We start from the raw sequence: 19,733 nt of genomic DNA on the forward strand, positions 1-19,733 counted from the left end.
GTGCGGCCCCCAGAACCGCAGCACATCCCGCCCCCTGGGCGATGAAGAGGGCGAGCAACCAGCCCCCGCCCAAAGCAAAAACAACCCCTGCCACAAGAATTTCCGTAAGCACCGCGAGAGCGAGTATAAAAATTATCATCTCATCATACCCTTGGTTGATTATGGCATCGTAGGGGTTAGCATGACGCTACGAAAGTATGTATGATTGATATTGGGTAGGTATGTCAATCAGGATGAGGGCAAGGACCCTGGCCGGGCAGCCCCTGGTGCTATCGGAATGCCCAGGATTTCCCTGCCCTGGTGGACATCTCTTGAAAATCGCCCGCATCCAGGGGTTCCTGGTTGTGATTTGCCTGATAAAACAACCTCAGGAAGAACAGTGCTTCCCGAAAAAGGAAACAATTGGCCCCTTGTCATTCGGTATTTTGCTGACACAAGCCGCCTGCAAGGGGCTGAGAGTTGAAGAATGAGCCGCGAAGAAACACATTCGGCAGATCTTAAGGAGTATGACGTGATTCCTCCCCAAGTGGTGCACCAGCCGGCACAGACCAAGGCGGATGCCGCCGGCAACATCCTGGATCTGCTCGCTGCGGTTATCGCGACCGACAGCCGCGCCACGGCAATATTTGCGGATAGTGGAGACCTCCTGCTTGCAAATGCAGTGGCGGGAGCCGCGAAAGTCGCGCAATGGCACAGGTTCGGCAGATCGGCGGATTGGGCAGGCGCACGCGATGAAGCGCAGACACGCGGAAGCTGCAGCGTCAGCCCCGGCCATGAAGAGACTGCGGATCTGCATGTCATTCCGGCGGAGAACGGGCTCGCCCGCTATTATCTGATGCGCGTCACCAGTGGCGCCATGTCTGCCGGGGACCGCTCGCTTTCAGAGCGCATCACCGATATGGCCCATGATCTGCGCGCGCCGCTGCAATCGCTGATCATTGCGGCGGACGGTCTCGCCGACGCCAAAACGCAGGATGGGCGAGAGGCCGAGCTTGGTTCGCTCGCACAGCTTGCCATTGATCAGGTCGCCAATCTGCTGGAAACGGTGCGGATGGACGGGGTATCGGCAGATACGGAACCGCGGGTCGATTTCGACCTGGTCGCCGTTGTGCGCGATACGGTCCGGTTGCTCGACCCGATCTGCCGGCGCAGCAATAACTTCATCCTGGCCGAGCTGCCCGAAGGTGAGGCCTGGCATAGCGGTGCGCCACATCTGTTGCGCGCGGTGCTGCAAAACCTGATCACCAACGCGAACCGTTTCAATATGAACGGCCCCATTACCGTAAGACTGAAAATCGCGGCCACCGAAGGCAGCTTTGAAAGTCTTGTAACGCTGGAAGTCGAGGATGTCGGACCAGGCTTTTCTGAGGCCGAGCGCAAGCTGGTGCTCAGCCCCGGCACCGGCGGACGGCCCCTCCCCCCGGGCAGCAAAGACGGGTATGGGCTTGGGCTTGGCATTGTGTCCCGGGCGGTCAGCCGCCTGCGCGGCCGGATCGAGCTGGGACAGGGCAAAGAACGTGGCGCCCTTTTCCGCATCACCTTTCCGCTTACCGGCGCCAGGGCGCGAGACGATCAGCGCGGGGATCAGAACACGGACCGTCCGGAATTTATCAGCCTTGCCGGGCTCAGGATCCTTGTCGTCGAGGACAATCCGGTAAATCTGGCAATCCTGTTGCGGACATTGACGGATGCCGGCGCGGAAGTTGAGGGCGTCGTCAACGGTATGGATGCGCTGCTGCGGGTCAGATCGAAAAGAGATCAGATCGATGTTGTGCTGCTGGACGTCACTTTGCCCGATATTGACGGGATCGAGGTGGCGCGCCAGATTCGCAGCGAGGAAAGCGCCGGAGAACATCTTCTTATCGTCGGGCTTACGGCGCATGTCGGCTCGGTGATCCACGGATCCGGCCTCGCCGCGGGGATGGATCATATCCTTATCAAACCCGTGCGCCCGTCGGAATTACGCCTCGCTCTCAGGGATGCGAAAGAAGGGACACGGCCCCGCCAACAGGCCATCAACAGAATGCAGACACCCGAGACCATGCTGAACAACGCCCTTGTCCTTGAACTGACCGGAGAAATGGGGCGCCCTGCAACGCTTGTCTTCATGCAGCGCGCGCTTGAAGAGGCGCGCGAGGTCTTTGACCTCGCCCGCAGTCCGGAAATTCCCGACAATCTGCGGGCACGGATCCATTCCGCGATCGGATCTGCCGGTCTTACCGGGCTGGCAGGGGTCGAATATGCCCTCCGGCGCCTGCAGATCGACGCGCGCGAGGGGCTATGCGATGCCGCAACGCTGGATCTTGCGGAAGAGATGGCACATAGTACGGAAGTTCGGCTGCAGCAGTTTGCAGCCGAAAGCTGACTGTAGTCCCGGTCATAAGTCTTAAGTTTTGTTCGACCGGCGAGGTCGCTGCCAAAAAAGAGAACCTGTTCAACCGCAGCGCCGGGGCGCTGCTTAAAGTCTTGACAATTTCCTCTTCTGAGCATGTGATTTTATGGACGTTTATCCAATCGTCGCAGTCGGCGGTATTCACCTGACAGGGCCACTCTGACAGGCAACGAGAGAGACATGATGAGTGAAAACAATCCGGCACCTGCGCCGCTCAGTGTGCTCATCGCCGATGACCATACCCTGATCCTCGAAATCATCGGCCTCGTGCTGGAGAACAGCCCGGATATCAGGCTCAGCACCGCGATCTCGATCGATGGCGCGATAGAACAACTGAAGAAAAACGGCGAATTCGACCTCATCCTGCTGGATCTCGACATGCCCGGGATGCATGGAGTCGAAACGCTGAAGCAGATCACCGCATTGAATGCGGGAAAGCCGGTCGGCATCATCACCGGCGGCCCTACGCCGCGTGTTGTCGATGAGATGACCCGGAATGGCGCGGCCGGTCTGGTTCCAAAGACCACTTCGATGAAAAGCCTCACAAATGCCATTCGCTTCATGGCGGCAGGAGAGCGCTACTTCCCGCTGGAGCTGATCCAGGAGAACAAGGCCACCCAGAAGGCTTTCGTCTCGCCCCTTTCAGACCGCGAGGTCTCGGTGCTCAATCTCCTGGCCGATGGCATGCCCAACCGGGAAATCGGCGAAAATCTCGGGCTGGCCGAAGCGACCGTCAAAATGCATGTGAAATCGATCTGCCGCAAACTGGGCGTCACAAACCGGACCCAGGCGGTTATCCAGGCGCGCAATCTGAAATTGGCCTGAACCCATTCTGTCCGGCGGCAGCGGCAGACCAGCTGCCGCTGCCGGATTTCTCAGAATGACGTGCTGAAACTGATACCGAAGCTCTGCCTGTCATCGCCATCCCGGTAATCGACCGGTTTGGCCACAAAGAGCGACACCGGTATATTGCCCAGATCAAGTGTCAGCGAAACTCCGACCGAGCTGCGGATATACTTTCCGTCATCGACAGTGCCGCCCAGCGTATCATCCAGCCCCCAGGCAGACCCGATATCCGCAAAGACGCCGACGCGCCCCGTGGTGCCAAGCAGCTGGTCAATCTCACGCTGCAACTCGACACTGGTCACATAGTAATTATTGGCGCCGAGGAACCAGTCGCCGTCCTTCGGGCCAATGCCACGCGGCGCGAAGCCCCTGAAATCGGCCCCACCGACGAAGAAGCGGTCAACCGCGCGCGTATTATGACCGTCCTGGCCGGAAACAATACCGCCGCGCAACCCGACCAGCAGCGATGTCTTCTCGGCCAGCGCAAAGCGCGCATCTGCCTCGATCCGGGTCTCATAGGTCTTCTGATCGGTGCCAAGCCCCCAGAAATACTGGTCCAGCGACAGCGAAAGCCCGGTCACAAAGCCAGCCCCGCCATTCTTCGAGGGGTTGGAGGAATAGCTGACGCCAAGACGGACATAGGGCGCATCAATGACCCCCATCTCACGGCCAAAAAGCACGCTGGAGCCCGCCGCCACATCCGACATATCGTCGCGACGATAGCCAACCCCCAGTTCGGCCCGGCCGCCCGAGGCAAAGGGCAGCGCCAGATAGGGCTCGACCAGCACCCGTTTTGCAACGAAGCCCTGATCACTGTAGCTGGTCTTGCGCATCTCGGTATCAATCCCGAAATCCAGATCGCCAAAGGCATCCGCGTGATAAAGCGATGTGCGGAATGACTGCACCTCTTCGGCGAACCGCAGATCAATCGAGCCAAAGGTGCCCGGGAACAGGTTGTAGCGTTCGAAGTAAAGGTTGAGCGTCGCGCCATCGCGGCTGTCATAGGCCAGACCGACCTCAACCCGGCCGGGGCGGTCATTCAGTTCGCTGACCTCGACCACAAGGGTCGCGCCCTCGCCCCGCACCTCGACGCTGCGAAACTGGCCGCTGCTCATCAGGCATTCCTGAACCGCGCTCATATCGGAGGAATCATACTCGCCCGCTACGACCTCACAGGCAGCCGCAATATCATCAGCGGCAATGAATTCGGCACCCCGGACCTCAACCGCCGAATAGGGCCGTGCCTGAAGGCTGCCGACAAAAACGGATCCGGCAGCCGCCGCGATCAGAACAGCAGGCGCGGCCCGTTGCAGGTTCAGGAAGACAGCCATCGGATATTCCCCTCAGTGGCAGCTGAAGATGAGATCGGGAATCGGCAGAGGGGATTCCCGCAATCCGACGTCTGATAAATCAATCACACGTTGTCTGCACCCGATTCCTGCCGCGTGTCAGGTGTAAATTGTCAGATCGTCAGAGTTTGATGGCAGAAATACGGGTGATGATCCCCAGATCAACGCCAAAGGTCTGCCCCAGCGACTGCACAAAGCTGCCCGCGAAATTATACGTCACCTGCACGGTGACAAAGCCATTCGCATCCGGCGCATCAGGGCAAGGCAGAACCGTCAGATCCGCCGGGTCAAGCAGCACCGATTGCCCGATCAGAACCCCCATCAGGATCTCGTCATCGGCCAGGGACTTGCAAACATCTGCGGGCGGCGTTGTGCGGCTCAGACGGCCGATGGATTGTCGCGCAAGTTCATGCGCCAGCTGCTGGACATCACTTGCCGTCGCAATCAGAAAACTCACGAAGACAATAAGGAAGAGAAAGGCGAGAAACAGCGGGAAGATAATCACAAATTCGATGGTGATCGCACCATCTTCGCGCTTCGCCCAGGACCTGGCGGCTCTGAAGAGATCCGGTTTCACGGTGTAAGCCCCGCCTGCGGTGTTTTTGCCGGAGGCAAATATCTTGCCCCCTTATCCGGCATGAAAACATCTGCCGGATAGGCAATCATAGCGGCAAGATTTCTGGCGGAGGCGCATCCCGCTTCACCGGGGCCACCTTTGCACGTCACATTTACCCCGGTCACCCGAACCACCCGGATGATCCCCTGCGGCTCTGATTGCGGCAATTCGCGCAGATCATCATCCTGGATAAAGCGGACCCGGGCAGGATAGGCGGCAAAAATCTGGCTGAGCGTCTTGCGCCGGCCTGCATCGCGTTCGGGCAGGCGGTTTTTGGGCACAGAAACCACCAGCGTATCCTGGCTGGTCAGACCCAGTTTATCCAGAAAGCTGCGGATCCGCTTTTGTTCGGCTGCCCCGATATCAGTCGAGCAGGACAGGAAGGAATAGGGCAGAACGGCCTCATGCGTTTGCGCAGAGAGACGCTCGGTCGGGCCTTGCGGCAATGCCGTGCCACAGGCTGCCAGAAGCCCTGCTGTCAGAAAGGGCGCGAGAATGCGGGTGACTCTGATCTGCACTGTCGGTTCCTATTGCAGCATGAACCCGCCCCGACGGACCTTTGACTGGCCCTTTTCGCCGGGACGGATCGTTTTGCTCATTTGTCCGGTCACAAGCTGCTCAATGGCACCACTTGCGGGCTTCAGCTCATCGACCGGAGTGCGCAGGTTGTTCGGGCTGGTCGGCTTCACCAGATAGGGGGTCACGATGATGACCAGTTCGGTTTCGCCCTTCTTAAAGCTCGAGGACCTGAACAGCGCCCCAAGGATCGGAAGATTGACGAGACCGGGGATACCGCTCAGCGATTGTGCGGTATCGGCCTGGAACATGCCGGCAATGGCAAAGCTCTGACCGCTGCCGAGCTCCACCGTGGTTGTCGCGCTGCGCTCGGACAGCGCGCGCCCGTCCGGAGAGGAATTGGCCTCATCAACTGCGCGCACCCTGGTGTTGATCTGCAGCTGGATCTGGTTCTGATCAAAGACGGTCGGGGTGAATTCAAGCTCGACACCGATGGATTCGAAGGTCGTCGAGATCTTTCCGTCCGCATCGGTGTTCCTGTAGGGGATCCGTCCCCCGGCCAGAAAGGTCGCCGCCTCACCGGAGCGGGCCGTCAGGTTCGGCTCAGACAGGATGGTGACCAGCCCGTTGCGCGCGAGGGCGTCCAGCACCAGGTTGATATTGCGGTTGCCCGCGCCGACACTTATGTCGACCCCTCCGGGGCGCGAAGAAACACGCGGCTGCCCGGCATCACGCGCGGCGGTCAGGCTGAGGCCGAGATCCTCGCTGATGGTGCGGGAGACTTCGGCGATCCGAACCTGAAGATTGACCTGAGAGGCCGCTTCAACTTCGAGCCGGTTGACGATGATTGCGCCATCGCCAAGCAATGCCGCCACCACATCGGCGGCGGTTTCGGCATCGGCGATGCTGCGCACGCGGCCACTGAGAAACACCGCGCCCTCGACCGTTTTCACCGAGACCGAGCCACCGCTGATCGAGCTTTGCGCGGCCGAGGCAAGCCGGGCGGCATCGATTCCGACAGAGATAGTGGTGCTGAGAATCTGCTCGTCATTCTCTCCCAGGACGAAGAGGTTGGACTCGCCGATATTGCGGCCGACGATGTAGAGATAGCGGGCCGATTGCAGATCAATCTCGGCAACGTCCGGATTGGAAAGGAAAACTGCGGTCGCAGGCTCTTCGAGCTTGATGAATTTCGCTTCGGAGACATTCAGGGAAAGCCCCCCGCGTCCCGCGCTCCAGACTTCCTGGGCAAAGCCCGGCGTCACTGCGGCAACGGTCAGAAAAAACGACATCACGGCCGAGAGCCCCATGCCTGCCATTAATCTTTCTCCCCCGCAGTCGCGTTATTACGCCGTTGTCTGTCACATCGTATCGGCCACAGCGCGATACGCGAATACCATAACGCGATATCCAGTGGGATTACAAATACCACTGGTTGTATCACCTACAATTAAATCACCGCAGCTGAGCGCGCAAAATCGGTCTCGTCAGATAGCTCAGCACCGAGCGCCGGCCTGATTCAATATCGACCTGCGCCACCATGCCGGGGCGGATCGGCAGTTCCTCGCCATTTCGTTCAAGGTAGCTTTTCTCGGTGGTGACCATCACCCGGTAGAAGGCCTGGATACCGTTTGCCGTTTCTTCTTCGACCGTATCACCGCTGATCTGCGAGACCGTCCCCCTCAGATCCCCATAGATCGAGAAATCATAGGCGGTGATCTTTACGCTCGCAGGCATTCCAGGCGCGATAAAGGCCACATCCCGCGGAGAAACCTTTGTCTCGATCATCAGCTGATCGTCGACAGGGGTCACTTCCATGATCGATTCGCCGGGCTGAACAACACCGCCCAGCGTGGTGATATTGACGTTGTTGACGCGCCCCGAAACCGGCGATCTGATCTCGGTCCGGTCAAGCTGGTCCTGTTTCTGGATCATCTGCTGCTCCAGCACCACAAGCCGCCCCTTTTTCGCAACCAGATCGCGGTAGGCTTCCTGCACATAGTTGTTGCGCAATTCGCTGATCCGCCCCTGCAGCTCGGCCTCCTGCTGCTGAAGACGCAGCAGATCGACCTTGCTCACCGATCCTTGTTTTGCCAGCGGCTCGGTGATGTCGATCTGGCCAATGATCGCGGCGCGTTCGGCCTCGGCGGCGGCGATGGATTCATTCAGCTTGGTGCGGCGGGCCTGAAACAGCCGCAGCTCATTGGCCCGGGCCTCGCCATCCGCAGCACCGCTGAATTCAATCTTGTCGCTTTCCATCACCTCGGCTTCGAGACGGGCGATTTCGGCCCGCAGCGTGTCGATCTCGGCAGTTGTTTCCAGAAAGGCCGAGCGAAACCGCGTCGCATCAATCCTGGCGATGATCTGCCCTTCCTGGACGATGTCACCTTCATGCACCAGCAGTTCCGACAGAATGCCGCCTTCGAGGCTCTGGATCGTCTGCATCCGGCGCAGAGGAACCACGGTTCCGTCGCCACGGGTGATTTCATTGATCTGCGCAAAAGCGGACCAGATCACCGCGATCAGCAGCGATGCCGACACAAGCCAGACCGTGTGCCGGGCCGTCACCATGGATTTACGGCGAAAGCTGCCGTCGAGATAATCAGGGTTGAAATCCGTCTGGGTCATTTGACAGCCTTCACCTGCTGGGTCGACGAGGCGCGCGCAAGATCCATGATCTTGCCAAGCGCATCATCATGCGCGATTGCGCCATCTTTCAGAACAACCGCGCGCTCTGTCAGCGCCAGCAGTTCCCGCTTATGCGTCGCAATGATCGCGGTGCGGCCTGCCAGCCAGGTTTTCAGGAATTGCACGACATGCTGTTCGGTCATGTGGTCAAATGCAGCCGTGGGCTCGTCCAGGATCACCACCCTCGGATCCTGCAAAATGATCCGGGCAAGGCCGATGGCCTGACGCTGCCCCCCCGAGACATTGGCATTGCTGTAAAGCGCCATATCGAGACCGCGGACATGGCGCCGGACATGGCGTCCCAGCCCGACGGCATCCAGCGCCTCGAACAGCTCGTCATCACTGTGAAGCCCGTGATCCAGCTGGAGGTTCTCGCGCAGAGTGCCCTGAAAGAGGGCCGCGCTTTGCGGCAGATAGCCGATCTGGCGGCGCCGGTCGATCGGATCGATCTGCGCCAGTGACAGGTTGTCGAGCAGAACCGAGCCCGATGCCGGATCTGTGAGCCCGGCGATCAGCCGCAGGAAGGTCGATTTGCCTGCGCCGTTGCCTCCCAGAAGCGCGATATGTTCGCCCGCTCTGATGGTGAGGCTTTTGATATTCAGAACCTCACCGCTTTCCTTGTCATGGGCATAGGTGGCATCCGTCACCTGATAGCTGCCGCCAATCTGCTGGGCGCGCAGATAATGGCGGTCCGCCGGGCGTTCGACCGGCATTTCCATAATCTTGTCCAGGTTGTCCATCGCGGCCCGGACCTGCTGCCAGCGGGTCAGAAGCCCGGCAACCTGCCCCAGCGGCGCCAGCGCCCGGCTGGTCAGAAGCGTGCAGGCGATCAGACTGCCGGTCGTCATATTGCCGGCCGAGATCTGATAGACCCCGACCACCACGACAAGCCCGTAGCAGAGCTGCTGCGTGGAAGCCGCAATCTGCATCAGGAATGTGGTCTGCTCGCGGGCCTTCACGCCGGTTTCGGCCATGGTCGCTGTCAGCTGCACATAGGCACGGTGCAGGCGCCCCTCGGCGCGCGCCGCCTTCACCGTTTCCAGATTGGAAACCGCCTCCAGCAGAAGGCCGTTCAGGGCAGCGCTTTCCCGGGTATTCTGGCGGGAGAGCGTTGCCAGCTTGCGCTGCATCAGAAGCCCCGGCCCTACCATCAGCACCCCGCCGAACAATACGACAAAGGCAACCGGGCCGCCGATATAGGCGATGATGCCGATAAAGATCAGCACGAAGGGAATGTCACAGATCGCCGAAACTGTGCCCGAGGTGAAAAACTCGCGTACGGTCGAGAAATCCCGGACCTGGTTGGCAAAGACCCCGGTCGAACGCGGCTGGTGCGACAGGCGAAGATTTGCGACCTGTTCAAACAGCCGTGCCGAGAGCGTCAGATCAAGATCACGCCCCGACAGGTCGATCAGCCGCGAGCGCATCATCCGCAGGACGAATTCCAGTAAAATGGCAAGACCGACACCGCTGGCCAGAATCCACAGCGTATCGAACACCTGGTTCGGCACGACACGGTCATAGACCTGCATCGAAAACATCGCAGTCGAGACCGCCAGCAGCGAGGCCACAAAGCTCGCAAGGAAAACATCCCGGTAGATGGACATGTTTCCAAGCACGGCACCGATGATCCAGTGCCGCCTGTCGGGATCGGTCTCGCCAAGCCGCTGCGAGACCACATCGACCGGTTTTGAGGCGAGGAAACGACCGCCATAGGCCTCTTCCAACTCGGCCCGGCTTTTATGCACGCGGCCGCCACCCGTCTCCGGCAGCACGAGGACAGCGCTGGTCTCATCCAGCTGTTCGAGCAGGGCGACTTCATTATCCTTGCCAAAGACAAGAACCGGCAGCGCTTCGGGCGGGATTGAGGAGAGCGGGCCGCTGGCAATCCGGCAGCTCAGATTTACACGGCGCAGGGCCCGCGCGCTTGCGGTGATGCTGAGACCGCCATGTGCCTCTCGCGGCAGGCCATCGCTCAGTCTTTCGACCGAAGCCGCAATACCATGCGCCCGACAAAGCTCTATCAGGCCGAGAACGAGCGCGTCCCTGTTGTCGCTGGCAGCCATACTGTCCCGCCTGAGTGCTGGAGGTCTTTAACGTTGGATCAACGGGTACCAAACAAAAGAGAGCCTAACATACCAACGGAGTGTGCTGCAGCATATTCCGTATGTTTGCGTTCTTTGTATGTCTCAATTTTGTCCATTTCGGCTTCGTAGTGATCGCGCCCCGTGGTCAGAAGGTCGATCAACTCTCTTTTCCCGCCGATAAACTGCTGCTCATAGGCGTCCAGAACCTCAGCCGCCCGGTCGAGCTGGCGCTGCTGCGAGGCCTCATTGCCCTGCAAAACGCGAATCTGTTCGACGTAAACCCGAACCGTATTCTGAAGATCGCGCTCTGCCGCTTTCAGCCGGGCTTCGGCTGCGGCCTTGTCCTGTTCAGCCGCGACCACTGCGCGTCCGCTGAAACTGCTGGAATTCAGGTCGACGCCCGCCGTGATTCCCACCGCGCCGCTGCGACCGCGCCCGCCGGTCAGGTCCTGGCGGCCCTGAGCCTGAAGGGTGATCTTCGGCTTGTTGGACGCCTTGGCTGCCTTGATCCCCTGAATTGCTATATCGAGATCGGCTTTCGCCTCGACATAGGCCGGAGCGATAACGACTGCCGCAATGATATTCGCGCTGGACGCAAACTGATCGGTGAAGGCAAGGTTCGGCGGAATGCCCGGATTGACCACCGGCTTACCCAAGAGGAATTCCAGCTGTGACGATGTGATCGTGCGATCCGCCTGCAACTGCGTCATCCGCTCTTCCGCACGGGCGATTTCCAGCAGCGCGCGTGCAATTTCGGAACTGTCCGAAAGCCCCGCCGAGACCCGGCTGCGCGAGAATCCTTCAATCCGGTTTGCGAAGTCGATATAGACCTGCGTTTTCGCGATCTTGAGATCGAGCGTTTCAAGTTCCAGATACAGTTCAGAGATCTCGAGGCTGAGATCCTCAACCGCCATTTTCAGCTGCGCCACGACCTTGATCCGGCTCAGCGAGGCGGCCGCGATCCTGCTTTTGACCAGCCCCCAGTCGATCAGAACCTGCGAGACAGTCACTGTCAGAGCCGGATCATCATCGGTCGTGCTGGTGGCCCCCGAAACACTGAGCTGGGGCCGCTTGCCGTCTTTCGCGATCTCGATATTGGTCGTTTCGCGCGCAACGGCGTGTTGCAGCGCCTCGACCGTCGGGTCGCGCTCGGTCCCGATCCTGACCGCCTCTTTCAGAGACTGAGCCAGAACCGGTGACACCAAAAACGCACCGACAAAAAATGCGAGAGCACCGGAACGGGCATGCCGGAACAGGGATGGAGCAAGGATCATGTACAAATGCGCCGGTCAGCCTTCCGGCGGGGTGTAGATCAGATCACCCATCAATGCCGAAAGAAAATCCGGGCCTGTGTCATGCAGCGTGCTGCCATCCGCCGCGTCGGCCAGCAGAGAAACAGGCGCGGAAGCCGTGTCGTCGGCAAACAGATCGGTCTCAGCGCGGTCCGGATCAAGAATGGCCGCAAGAAGATCCGCAATATCCGGGTCTGCCGGTGCAGCAGCGTCGACCGGGGTCGGTACCCCTTCCGCAACGGGTTCTTCTGTAACGGTTTCCTCCGGCACCGGCACCGGCACCGGCGCTGAAGCTGCCGCAGGTGCAGGTGCGACGTCATCGTCATTGCCGCCGCGGAGCATAATTCCAACGGCCGGGAACATAGAAGCCCCGAAAATTGCGCCGTCCATCGGCATGCCCGCAAAGAACGTGCCGCCACCGGCGTCTCCGCCTGCGGAGGACCCGGCATCCGCCGGTTCACCGCCCCCGACATTGACCTCGACCACGGTCTCACCGTCCCGAAGTGCGCCCGAAGGTTCCGGTGTCTGGGCTTTTTCCTCAACTTCCGCGACGGCGGTCTGCGCAGCAGGATCTGCCGGAACAAAGGGTTCCGGCGCAATCAGCCCGGTCACTTCGACCGCACCGGCCGATCCGCCATCACGCAGCCGGCTGTATTCTCCGGCAGGGCCGATGACGAAGAAATCCCTGATCATGACCTCCTGCCCGTCCAGGAGTGTAACTTTCAGATCCGCCCCGGATTTCTCGTAGAAGGCGACTCCGGCAGCGCCGCCACCGAAGTATACTTCGGACGGAACCGAGAGCCTGACATCATTCGAAACGCTGCGGGTCGCAGCACCGGACTGGCCGCTAGCCGCCGTAAATATCTCAACCATGGATATGGCCCTCCGGGGATTTTGTCACTGGCATAGGTCAGTCGGTCGATTCCCGCAATGCCATATAGAAGGCAAACCCGACACGCCTCTTACCCCGGTTCGCCTGATAAAAAGGCTGCCGCAAAGAGCGGCAGCCAAGAGCCGGAAACAGTAAGGCGGTTCCGCTTCCGGTAGATTCACTGCTTACCAACACCTATGGCCCGGCCACATATATCCGACCCACTTCAGGTTCCGTCACTGCTACCGACAGTTGTTTCTGCCAGATCTCGCTTAGCTTTTACCTGCATGATACAAACCTAAGAACTGATAAAGTAACTTTCGTATATGTCACTCGCCCGGACTTTGCAATATCCATCGACTCGAGGTGATGGACGTTCTGAAATCCGGCGATTAAACCTATAGTGGAATACAACTTATGAGGGCGGACATGTTTTCACGCTTGGCTGCGCTTCCGGCCATCCTGAGTGCATTGCTTGTGCTTTCCGGCTGCAGCCTGCCCGCTGTCATGGAAAAGCAACCACAGGGCGAAACCGAGCAGGTCGCCGAGGCTGCCTGGTCCATCGGGGATTATGAGGAAGCCGCCCGCCTGTTCGAGCTCGCCTCTGCCAGAAACCCGAAATCGGTGACCGCCCTGGTCGGGCTTGGAAAGTCCTATACTGCGCTGGCCCAGTACAACCGGGCACAGAATGCGCTTTTCAGGGCACGCGATCTGAACCGGCGCAATCCCGAGGTTCACAACCAGCTCGGCAATCTCTCGCTCCAGGAGATGCACCCCAAGACCGCCATCGAACATTTCGATGCAGCTCTGCGGATCGACCGGACCAATCTCGCGGCGCTTACCGGGAAAGCTGTCTCTCTTGACTACCTGTCACGCCATGCAGAAGCCCAGGAGGTCTACACGCGCGCCCTGCAGACCTGGCCGACCAACTTCCCCTTGCTGAGCAACTACGCCCTTTCCCAGGTGCTGGGCGGCAATATCGGCGCCGGGATGAAACTGATGGAGGAACTGCTGCGCGATCCTGCAAATGGCGACACCGTGCGCGCCAATCTGGCCATCGCCTATGCCCTGGACGGGCGCAGCCGGGATGCGAAAGCAATGTTGTCGGGCCTTATGTCTGATGCCGATATCGAGACGAGCCTGCGCCACTACGCGGCCGCACGGCAGGATTACCTTGCCGGTAAGCCGATCGGATACATGATCTTTCAGTAGAACAAGAGTTGCGTGACCTTACTTAGTATGTAGCGTACAGACGCCTGATCGGAATACCGCGCGAAATGATGTTTGCGCCTTCCGGAAACGTGAGGAGGGCCAGGTGACAAGATCAGTAAGATTTGCGACCGGCCAGAGTGGTGCCATCTCTGTCGACTGGCTGGTGCTGAGCGCAGCTGCGTTTGCGCTGGCTGCTGCTGCAATGGCGATCGTGAACAGCGGCGTTCTGGATCTGGCATCGGAAAAGCTCGCCCAGATCGTAGAGCATGCGGTTGACGAAGTCGGAAATGACACCACAGATAGAAAACTTAACTATACCCAGGGTTGCACGAAGCAATGCACGTCAAAATCATCGCACTGATCGCTTGCGGGATCGCCCTGGCTCTTGGCGGGGCGTTCGGCACCTTTCACTATACAAGGGCCCTGGAGCTCGAGCTTGTCGCGGCACGCAGCAGTTTACGCGCCTTTGGTGAGACTGTTGAGATACCGCTGGCGGCCCGCGACATCGCACCCGGCACCGTGCTGACTGCGGATAGCTTTGTTACAGCAAAAGTTCCGGTCAGCTATCTGCCCGGCAACATCCTGCAAGGTCTGCCCGTGGCAGCCGCGGGCGAGACCTTTGTGGCGCTGACCGCGCTGAAAGCCGGAAACGCGATATTCGATACAGACATTGCGATAACGGGCACCACGCCGGCAGGGGTGCTGCTGCCGGTCGGAAACGGTCGGATTTTTGCCATCACGCCGCGCAATCTGGCCGATTTCAGCGGCAAGCTTGCAGACGGTACCCGGGTCGACATTGTCTGGACCCAGGATATCGGCGCCGGGAAATCCGAGACCAGACTGATCGCGACCGGTTTGCGCGTCAGAACGCCGCCCGCAAACGGGCAGCCTGCCGGGGCAGTTTCAGCGCTTGCTGACAAGCTGTTGCTGGAAGGAGAGTTCACGGACGCCATTCGCGGGGTCGTGGCCAATCATCAGAGCGGCTTTATGAGCATCATCCTGTCGGATGGCAGCCGCAGCCTTGACGGTGATTTTGTGGTGTTTGGCCCGACCGACCTTGAGAAACTGCCGCTGGCGGTGCGCGCCTCCGGCACCCAGGACACAGGCGGCTCCTCCATACTCGGCAAGATCACCGGCGGGAACTCTTCCCGGGAGCGCTGTCCGACCGCAGTTATCAGGGGCGGTTCCAGATCGATTGCCGAAGTCCCATGCTGAGCAAACGTCGGACCACACAAGAAACGCGCCTTTGCTCGATCTGCGATGGCGTTGACGCCGTGATGCTTTTTGCGGCCTGGTTCTCGCGCATTCCACCCGGTGCGGTTCGCACGGATCTGTCTATGTCCGAGGCGCTCGACCATCTGCAACTGCATCGGGAAGACCGCTTCGACACCGTGGTTCTGGTCCCGAATGCCAGTAAGACGGCGCTGCCGCGCCTTTTGCAGGCGCTTGTGGAAGAGGCAGGCCGGCACACGGGCGAAGTGCTGGTGCTGCTGCCGCTGAAGTCGCGGTTGCAGATCCCGGATGCCGCGCGCAAAGGGTTTAAGGTTCTCTACGGCCCCCCCTTTACCGATACTGCCCCACCTGCCGGAGAGGACGCCCCCGCTGACAGGACAGCCGGGCCCGGATCAGACAGCGCAGCCGGTTCTGCACCGGCTTCAGGATTCTGGGGAAGGTTCCTCCCGCGCAAGGGGAAGAACAGGATATCCGTTCCCGCGCCGTCCGATCCTATAGTGCCGCCACCCGGACGCGACCTGCCTGACGCGCTGAAAACAATCATGGTGCTCCCCATCTGCGGCGGGGCGGGTGCGACAACAATCGCCGTCAATCTTGCCGCTGAACTGGCGCAGGCGCAGCAGGACCGCACTGTCTGCCTGATTGATCTCCACCTGCAATATGGCAATGTCGCAACCTATGCGGGCCTCACGGCGAATTCGCGCATTCTTGACGCCTATCGCGGTATTGAGGCGCTCGACTCTGATGCCTTCGACATGTGCCTGCGCAGCACCGCCCCAAACCTGCATATTTTCTCTGACCCGGGCGAGATCCTGCCGGTCGACGGGATCAATGCCGCACATCTGCGCCGCCTTATCGGGCTCGCCCGCAACAAGGCGGATCTGGTGATTGTTGATCTGCCGCATCAGCTTCCGGACTGGAGCGGGGCCGCCTTCGACCAGGCCTCTGTCATTCTGGCCCCTGCCCTGCTCGACGTTCGTTCCGCGCAGAACCTCGCGAAGCTGCAGGATCTTATCCGATCCGAAGGGCTGCCCGGAGGCAAATTCCGCTGCCTGCTCAACCGCGCGCCGCTGCGGCGGTCCCAGCTGTGGGAAGACGCCCGCGCCCGGTTTGAAAAGGACAATGAGTTCGGCGTGTTCAAAACCCTGCCCGACGGAGGAGATCCGGTTTCCATGGCCTGCAATGCCGGAATTCCCCTGGCGAGGCATGCGCCGGCGAATGTCTTTCGACTGGCGGTCCGCGACCTGGCCGCAGACATCCTTGCCAAGGCAGGGCCCCGAGAGCTGACCACGGCGGAGGCTGGCTGATGTTCCGTAAATTTCGCGACAGCAGACTTGCAGAGCAAAGCGAGGCTCCCCAGGAGAACCCGCTCAGCCATTTTCAGCCCGAAGCCGCGCTGCCGGCGGAAATTCCTTCGGCAGAGAACCAGGCCGCACGCCAGCGGCGGCGCAAGCTGACCGAGATCCGGCAGCAGGCCCATCAGCAATTGCTGGAGGTTCTCAACCTTTCCGCTTTGGTGCAGGCCTCGGAGGCAGATATCAAAGCCGAGATTGCCTCGGTCCTGAAAGCGGTCATCCCGTCGCAAAGTGTTGCGGTCAGCCGGTCCGACCGCGACAGCCTGGTCAATGATCTCTATTATGAGGTCATGGGGCTGGGGCCGCTGGAAATCCTGCTCAATGACGAGACCGTTTCGGATATTCTGATCAATGGCCCGGAGCAGGTTTTCATCGAACAGGGCGGGCTTCTGGAACTGACCGATGTGCAATTCCAGGACGAGGCCCATCTGCGCCGCATCCTGCAAAAGATCGTCGGCATGGTCGGGCGCCGGCTGGACGAATCCACCCCCTATGTCGATGCCCGGCTTCAGGATGGCTCACGCCTCAATGCCGTGATTTCCCCGATTGCGCTTGATGGCACGCTGGTTTCCATCCGGAAATTCCGCAAGGACAAGCTCAGCCTCGAACAGCTGACCTTTCTGGGCGCGATGAGCGAGAAGATGGCGATCTATCTGCGCGCCGCCGTTGCCTGCCGGCTGAATATCGTGATCTCGGGCGGGACCGGCTCGGGCAAGACCACGCTGATGAATGCGCTTTCGGCCTATATCGGCAAGCGCGAACGGATCATCACCGTCGAAGACACTGCCGAATTGCAGCTCCAGCAAAAACATGTCGGCCGGATGGAAAGCCGCCCGCCCAATATCGAAGGCAAAGGCGCCGTCACCCAGCGGGATTGTCTGCGCAATGCGCTCAGGATGCGCCCCGACCGGATCATCGTGGGCGAGACCCGTGGCGATGAGGTGATCGACATGCTGCAGGCGATGAACACCGGGCATGACGGCTCGATGACGACAATCCACGCCAACTCTGCCCGCGACGCCACCAGCCGGCTGGAGAACATGGTTGCCATGGCGGGGATCGAGATCCCCCTGACAGCTTTGCGGCGCCAGGTCGCCAGCGCGGTCAACCTGATCGTGCAGGTCAACCGTTTGCAGGATGGCAGCCGCAAAGTGACCTCGATCACCGAAGTGACGGGCTGCGAAGGCGATGTCCTCACCATGCAGGAGCTGTTCTATTTCGAACATAGCGGTGTGACCCCCGATGGCCGTGTCGAAGGGCATTTCGCCGCGACCGGGGTACGCTCGGACTCGTCCGACCGCTTCCGCCGCTGGGGGATCACCCTGCCGCCCGACCTTTACGGGGTGTGACAATGAGCCTTGCTCTCATTCTTTCGCTTTTGGTCGGAGCAGGGCTGGGGCTGATTGTCGTTGCAATTTGCTATAGCCGCGTGCTGCGCCGCCGCGCCTTTTTGCAAGCCGTCGTCGCGCGCTTTTCAGGCCGGTCCGCGACCGGCGGGGATGAGCCCGCACCGGATCAAGTGGCGCTGCGTCGCGACGGGCCGCCATCCTGGTGGCGTCCGCTGCTGCCCGGCAAATGGGACGACGTCAATATGGCCGCCTTCACCGCCGAAATGCGGCGGATTGCCCTTGTCCTGACGCTGACCATCACGACCCTGGTGATGATTTTGTTCAACGCGCTTCTGAACATCAATATCCTGATTGGCGCGGTGGCCGGGCTGCTGCTGTCAGCGGTCGTATGGTATTTCTGGATGAAGATGCGCAGCAACAAACGATTGCTCCGCATCGAAGAAGGTGTGCCCGAGGCGCTCGATATGATCGTGCGCTCGCTCCGGGTCGGTCTGCCGGTCAGCACCGCGCTCCAGGTTGTCGGCCAGGAGCTGATCGGTCCGCTGGCCGAAGAATTTGGCGAGACCTCGCGCCGGATCAGCTATGGCCAGGAACCGGTATCTGCTTTGCGCGAAATGGCAGATCGCTGCAAGAACCAGAGCCTGAGGTTTCTGGCTGCTGCTGTGGCGCTGCAATCCTCGACAGGTGGCAATCTGGCCGAAGTGCTTGAGCGTCTTTGCTCCATCGCGCGGGGCCGGCAACAGTTGCAGCGCAAAGTACGGTCGATCACAGCCGAAGCGAAGTGGTCGGGACGGTTCCTGTCCTTCTTCCCGATGGGCGCCACGGTGATGCTGCTGGCCATCAACCCGGACTATTTCTCCGAGATCTCTGACAAACCCTTCTTCATTCCCATGCTCTGCGTCGTCGCCGGCCTGTTGTTCATGAACATGCTGTTCATGCGCTGGCTCGTGAAGATCGAATAAGGCGGGTGACGGATATGACAGAGGGCATTGAATGATCGCTATCAGCTCCTGGATCCTGTTGGGAAGCTTCATCGGCTGCGCCCTGATGTTCGCGATGGCCCTTTTGTTGTTGCAGCGTGCCCCTGCGGCCCCTGCTGCGGCACCGGCGAAGCCTGTCCCGGATATGCCCCTTGTCATGGCCGAGTCAGAATCCGACAATTCCGAGCTTCGCAGACAGTTGTTCCAGGCCGGCTTTCATCACCCGAAAGCCGTGCGCTGGTTTCTTTACGCCAAGGTCGGTTTCGCGATTGTCGCGCTGCTTCTTTCGCTGATCCTGCTGCGTGTGATGCCGCAATTGCGGGATCTGGCGCCGCTGCCGCAACTGGGCTTCCAGCTGGTTATGGCGGTGCTGGGCTATTTCATACCCGTGATGATTGTTGACAGACGGCGCACCGCCTGGCTGAAGCGGATCGAGATCGCGCTGCCGGATGCGCTGGATTTCATGCTCATCTGCGTCGAGGCGGGGCAGTCCACCGATATCGCAGTTATGCGTGTCGCAGAGGAGCTGGCCCCGGTCCACCCGGACCTCTCCGCGGGCCTCGTCAACCTGACCGAAGCGCTGGCCGCAGGGGCCGACCGCCAGGAAGCCTGGCTGAAACTGGTTTATGAAACCGGCAATCAGGATCTTCGACAGCTGGCAACTATCATTCTGCAATCCTCGACCATGGGCACGCCGGTCGCCCAGACCCTGCGCGTGTTCAGCGCAGACCTCCGTGACCAGCGCGTCCGAAAAATAGAAGAACGTGCCAATATATTGCCGACCAAGATGACGCTCGGCACGATGATGTTTACCGTCCCGCCACTTTTGATCCTGCTGCTGGCCCCGGCCATCTACCGGATCGTCTCTTCATTCTGACCTGGACTGCGGACCTGACATAAATGCCAATGCCGACAACGCAAATCAGCCGCCACAAATTCCGCTGGAT

18 protein-coding genes are annotated in these 19,733 nt (G+C 60.2%); 10 read left to right on the forward strand and 8 right to left on the reverse strand.

The genetic code is table 11. The annotated features are described in order from the left end of the window. Nucleotides 1–311: 311 nt before the first annotated feature. The 3 genes from JC607_RS00490 (at nt 312) to JC607_RS00500 (ending at nt 3,217) form a co-directional block, all read left to right on the forward strand. Nucleotides 312–470 (forward strand): hypothetical protein, encoded by a 159-nt coding sequence (locus JC607_RS00490; protein WP_198834976.1) that lies wholly within the window; start codon nt 312–314, stop codon nt 468–470. A gap of 41 nt (nt 471–511) precedes the next feature. Continuing rightward, on the forward strand, nt 512–2,365 hold the full coding sequence (locus JC607_RS25265; RefSeq protein ID WP_198834977.1) for a response regulator: 1,854 nt from the start codon (nt 512–514) through the stop codon (nt 2,363–2,365). Nucleotides 2,366–2,572: 207 nt separating this feature from the next. Further along, the gene (locus JC607_RS00500) at nt 2,573–3,217 is read left to right on the forward strand and encodes a response regulator (RefSeq protein WP_370584710.1); all 645 of its coding nucleotides are present in this window, start codon (nt 2,573–2,575) and stop codon (nt 3,215–3,217) included. A 50-nt stretch (nt 3,218–3,267) separates the two neighbouring features. On the opposite strand, the gene JC607_RS00505 is transcribed toward JC607_RS00500, so the two are convergent. The 8 genes from JC607_RS00505 to JC607_RS00540 all read right to left on the reverse strand — a co-directional run bounded on the left by JC607_RS00505 (nt 3,268) and on the right by JC607_RS00540 (nt 12,659). Beyond that, complete coding sequence (locus JC607_RS00505) at nt 3,268–4,569, reverse strand: BamA/TamA family outer membrane protein (protein ID WP_198834978.1); 1,302 nt, start codon at nt 4,567–4,569, stop codon at nt 3,268–3,270. A 139-nt stretch (nt 4,570–4,708) separates the two neighbouring features. Beyond that, nucleotides 4,709–5,164 (reverse strand): TadE/TadG family type IV pilus assembly protein, encoded by a 456-nt coding sequence (locus JC607_RS00510; RefSeq protein ID WP_198834979.1) that lies wholly within the window; start codon nt 5,162–5,164, stop codon nt 4,709–4,711. After that, nucleotides 5,161–5,721: a hypothetical protein gene (locus tag JC607_RS00515; RefSeq protein ID WP_198834980.1), complete on the reverse strand. Its 561-nt coding sequence runs from the start codon at nt 5,719–5,721 to the stop codon at nt 5,161–5,163. The genes JC607_RS00510 and JC607_RS00515 overlap by 4 nt, the downstream gene beginning before the upstream one ends. Nucleotides 5,722–5,730: 9 nt before the next feature. Then, nucleotides 5,731–7,038: a type II and III secretion system protein family protein gene (locus tag JC607_RS00520; RefSeq protein ID WP_198834981.1), complete on the reverse strand. Its 1,308-nt coding sequence runs from the start codon at nt 7,036–7,038 to the stop codon at nt 5,731–5,733. A 136-nt stretch (nt 7,039–7,174) separates the two neighbouring features. After that, the gene (locus tag JC607_RS00525) at nt 7,175–8,347 is read right to left on the reverse strand and encodes an HlyD family efflux transporter periplasmic adaptor subunit (protein WP_198834982.1); all 1,173 of its coding nucleotides are present in this window, start codon (nt 8,345–8,347) and stop codon (nt 7,175–7,177) included. Beyond that, entirely contained in the window at nt 8,344–10,473 is a 2,130-nt protein-coding gene (locus JC607_RS00530; RefSeq protein WP_198834983.1) for a type I secretion system permease/ATPase, read from the reverse strand. Before JC607_RS00530 ends, JC607_RS00525 begins: the two co-directional genes overlap by 4 nt. A gap of 38 nt (nt 10,474–10,511) precedes the next feature. Beyond that, the gene (locus tag JC607_RS00535; protein WP_198834984.1) at nt 10,512–11,696 is read right to left on the reverse strand and encodes a TolC family protein; all 1,185 of its coding nucleotides are present in this window, start codon (nt 11,694–11,696) and stop codon (nt 10,512–10,514) included. 87 nt (nt 11,697–11,783) lie between these two features. Continuing rightward, the gene (locus tag JC607_RS00540; RefSeq protein WP_198834985.1) at nt 11,784–12,659 is read right to left on the reverse strand and encodes a hypothetical protein; all 876 of its coding nucleotides are present in this window, start codon (nt 12,657–12,659) and stop codon (nt 11,784–11,786) included. Between the two features lie 427 nt (nt 12,660–13,086). On the opposite strand from JC607_RS00540, the gene JC607_RS00545 reads away from it, so the two are divergent. The 7 genes from JC607_RS00545 (at nt 13,087) to JC607_RS00575 (ending at nt 19,663) form a co-directional block, all read left to right on the forward strand. Further along, nucleotides 13,087–13,869 carry a tetratricopeptide repeat protein gene (locus JC607_RS00545; protein ID WP_198834986.1) on the forward strand — a complete coding sequence of 261 codons (783 nt, stop codon included), beginning with the start codon at nt 13,087–13,089 and terminating at the stop codon, nt 13,867–13,869. Nucleotides 13,870–13,972: 103 nt separating this feature from the next. Continuing rightward, on the forward strand, nt 13,973–14,230 hold the full coding sequence (locus JC607_RS00550; RefSeq protein ID WP_198834987.1) for a hypothetical protein: 258 nt from the start codon (nt 13,973–13,975) through the stop codon (nt 14,228–14,230). Next, nucleotides 14,206–15,084 (forward strand): SAF domain-containing protein, encoded by an 879-nt coding sequence (locus tag JC607_RS00555; protein WP_198834988.1) that lies wholly within the window; start codon nt 14,206–14,208, stop codon nt 15,082–15,084. Before JC607_RS00550 ends, JC607_RS00555 begins: the two co-directional genes overlap by 25 nt. Next, nucleotides 15,078–16,409 (forward strand): AAA family ATPase, encoded by a 1,332-nt coding sequence (locus JC607_RS00560; protein WP_198834989.1) that lies wholly within the window; start codon nt 15,078–15,080, stop codon nt 16,407–16,409. Before JC607_RS00555 ends, JC607_RS00560 begins: the two co-directional genes overlap by 7 nt. Continuing rightward, nucleotides 16,409–17,806: a CpaF family protein gene (locus JC607_RS00565; RefSeq protein WP_198834990.1), complete on the forward strand. Its 1,398-nt coding sequence runs from the start codon at nt 16,409–16,411 to the stop codon at nt 17,804–17,806. The genes JC607_RS00560 and JC607_RS00565 overlap by 1 nt, the downstream gene beginning before the upstream one ends. A gap of 2 nt (nt 17,807–17,808) precedes the next feature. Then, a complete protein-coding gene (locus JC607_RS00570; protein WP_198834991.1) occupies nt 17,809–18,768 on the forward strand; it encodes a type II secretion system F family protein in 960 nt (319 codons plus the stop codon). 31 nt (nt 18,769–18,799) lie between these two features. Then, on the forward strand, nt 18,800–19,663 hold the full coding sequence (locus tag JC607_RS00575) for a type II secretion system F family protein (protein ID WP_198834992.1): 864 nt from the start codon (nt 18,800–18,802) through the stop codon (nt 19,661–19,663). Nucleotides 19,664–19,733 lie beyond the last annotated feature (70 nt).

Source organism: Paracoccus sp. IB05, from assembly GCF_016405985.1.
Lineage (GTDB): Bacteria > Pseudomonadota > Alphaproteobacteria > Rhodobacterales > Rhodobacteraceae > Pseudogemmobacter.

Coding starts and splice junctions, on each gene's coding strand:
- JC607_RS00500 (WP_370584710.1), top strand. CDS start 2,573: ATGATGAGTGAAAACAATCCGGCACCTGCGCCGCTCAGTGTGCTCATC.
- JC607_RS00505 (WP_198834978.1), bottom strand. CDS start 4,569: ATGGCTGTCTTCCTGAACCTGCAACGGGCCGCGCCTGCTGTTCTGATC.
- JC607_RS00520 (WP_198834981.1), bottom strand. CDS start 7,038: ATGGCAGGCATGGGGCTCTCGGCCGTGATGTCGTTTTTTCTGACCGTT.
- JC607_RS00525 (WP_198834982.1), bottom strand. CDS start 8,347: ATGACCCAGACGGATTTCAACCCTGATTATCTCGACGGCAGCTTTCGC.
- JC607_RS00530 (WP_198834983.1), bottom strand. CDS start 10,473: ATGGCTGCCAGCGACAACAGGGACGCGCTCGTTCTCGGCCTGATAGAG.
- JC607_RS00540 (WP_198834985.1), bottom strand. CDS start 12,659: ATGGTTGAGATATTTACGGCGGCTAGCGGCCAGTCCGGTGCTGCGACC.
- JC607_RS00545 (WP_198834986.1), top strand. CDS start 13,087: ATGTTTTCACGCTTGGCTGCGCTTCCGGCCATCCTGAGTGCATTGCTT.
- JC607_RS00555 (WP_198834988.1), top strand. CDS start 14,206: ATGCACGTCAAAATCATCGCACTGATCGCTTGCGGGATCGCCCTGGCT.
- JC607_RS00560 (WP_198834989.1), top strand. CDS start 15,078: ATGCTGAGCAAACGTCGGACCACACAAGAAACGCGCCTTTGCTCGATC.
- JC607_RS00565 (WP_198834990.1), top strand. CDS start 16,409: ATGTTCCGTAAATTTCGCGACAGCAGACTTGCAGAGCAAAGCGAGGCT.
- JC607_RS00570 (WP_198834991.1), top strand. CDS start 17,809: ATGAGCCTTGCTCTCATTCTTTCGCTTTTGGTCGGAGCAGGGCTGGGG.
- JC607_RS00575 (WP_198834992.1), top strand. CDS start 18,800: ATGATCGCTATCAGCTCCTGGATCCTGTTGGGAAGCTTCATCGGCTGC.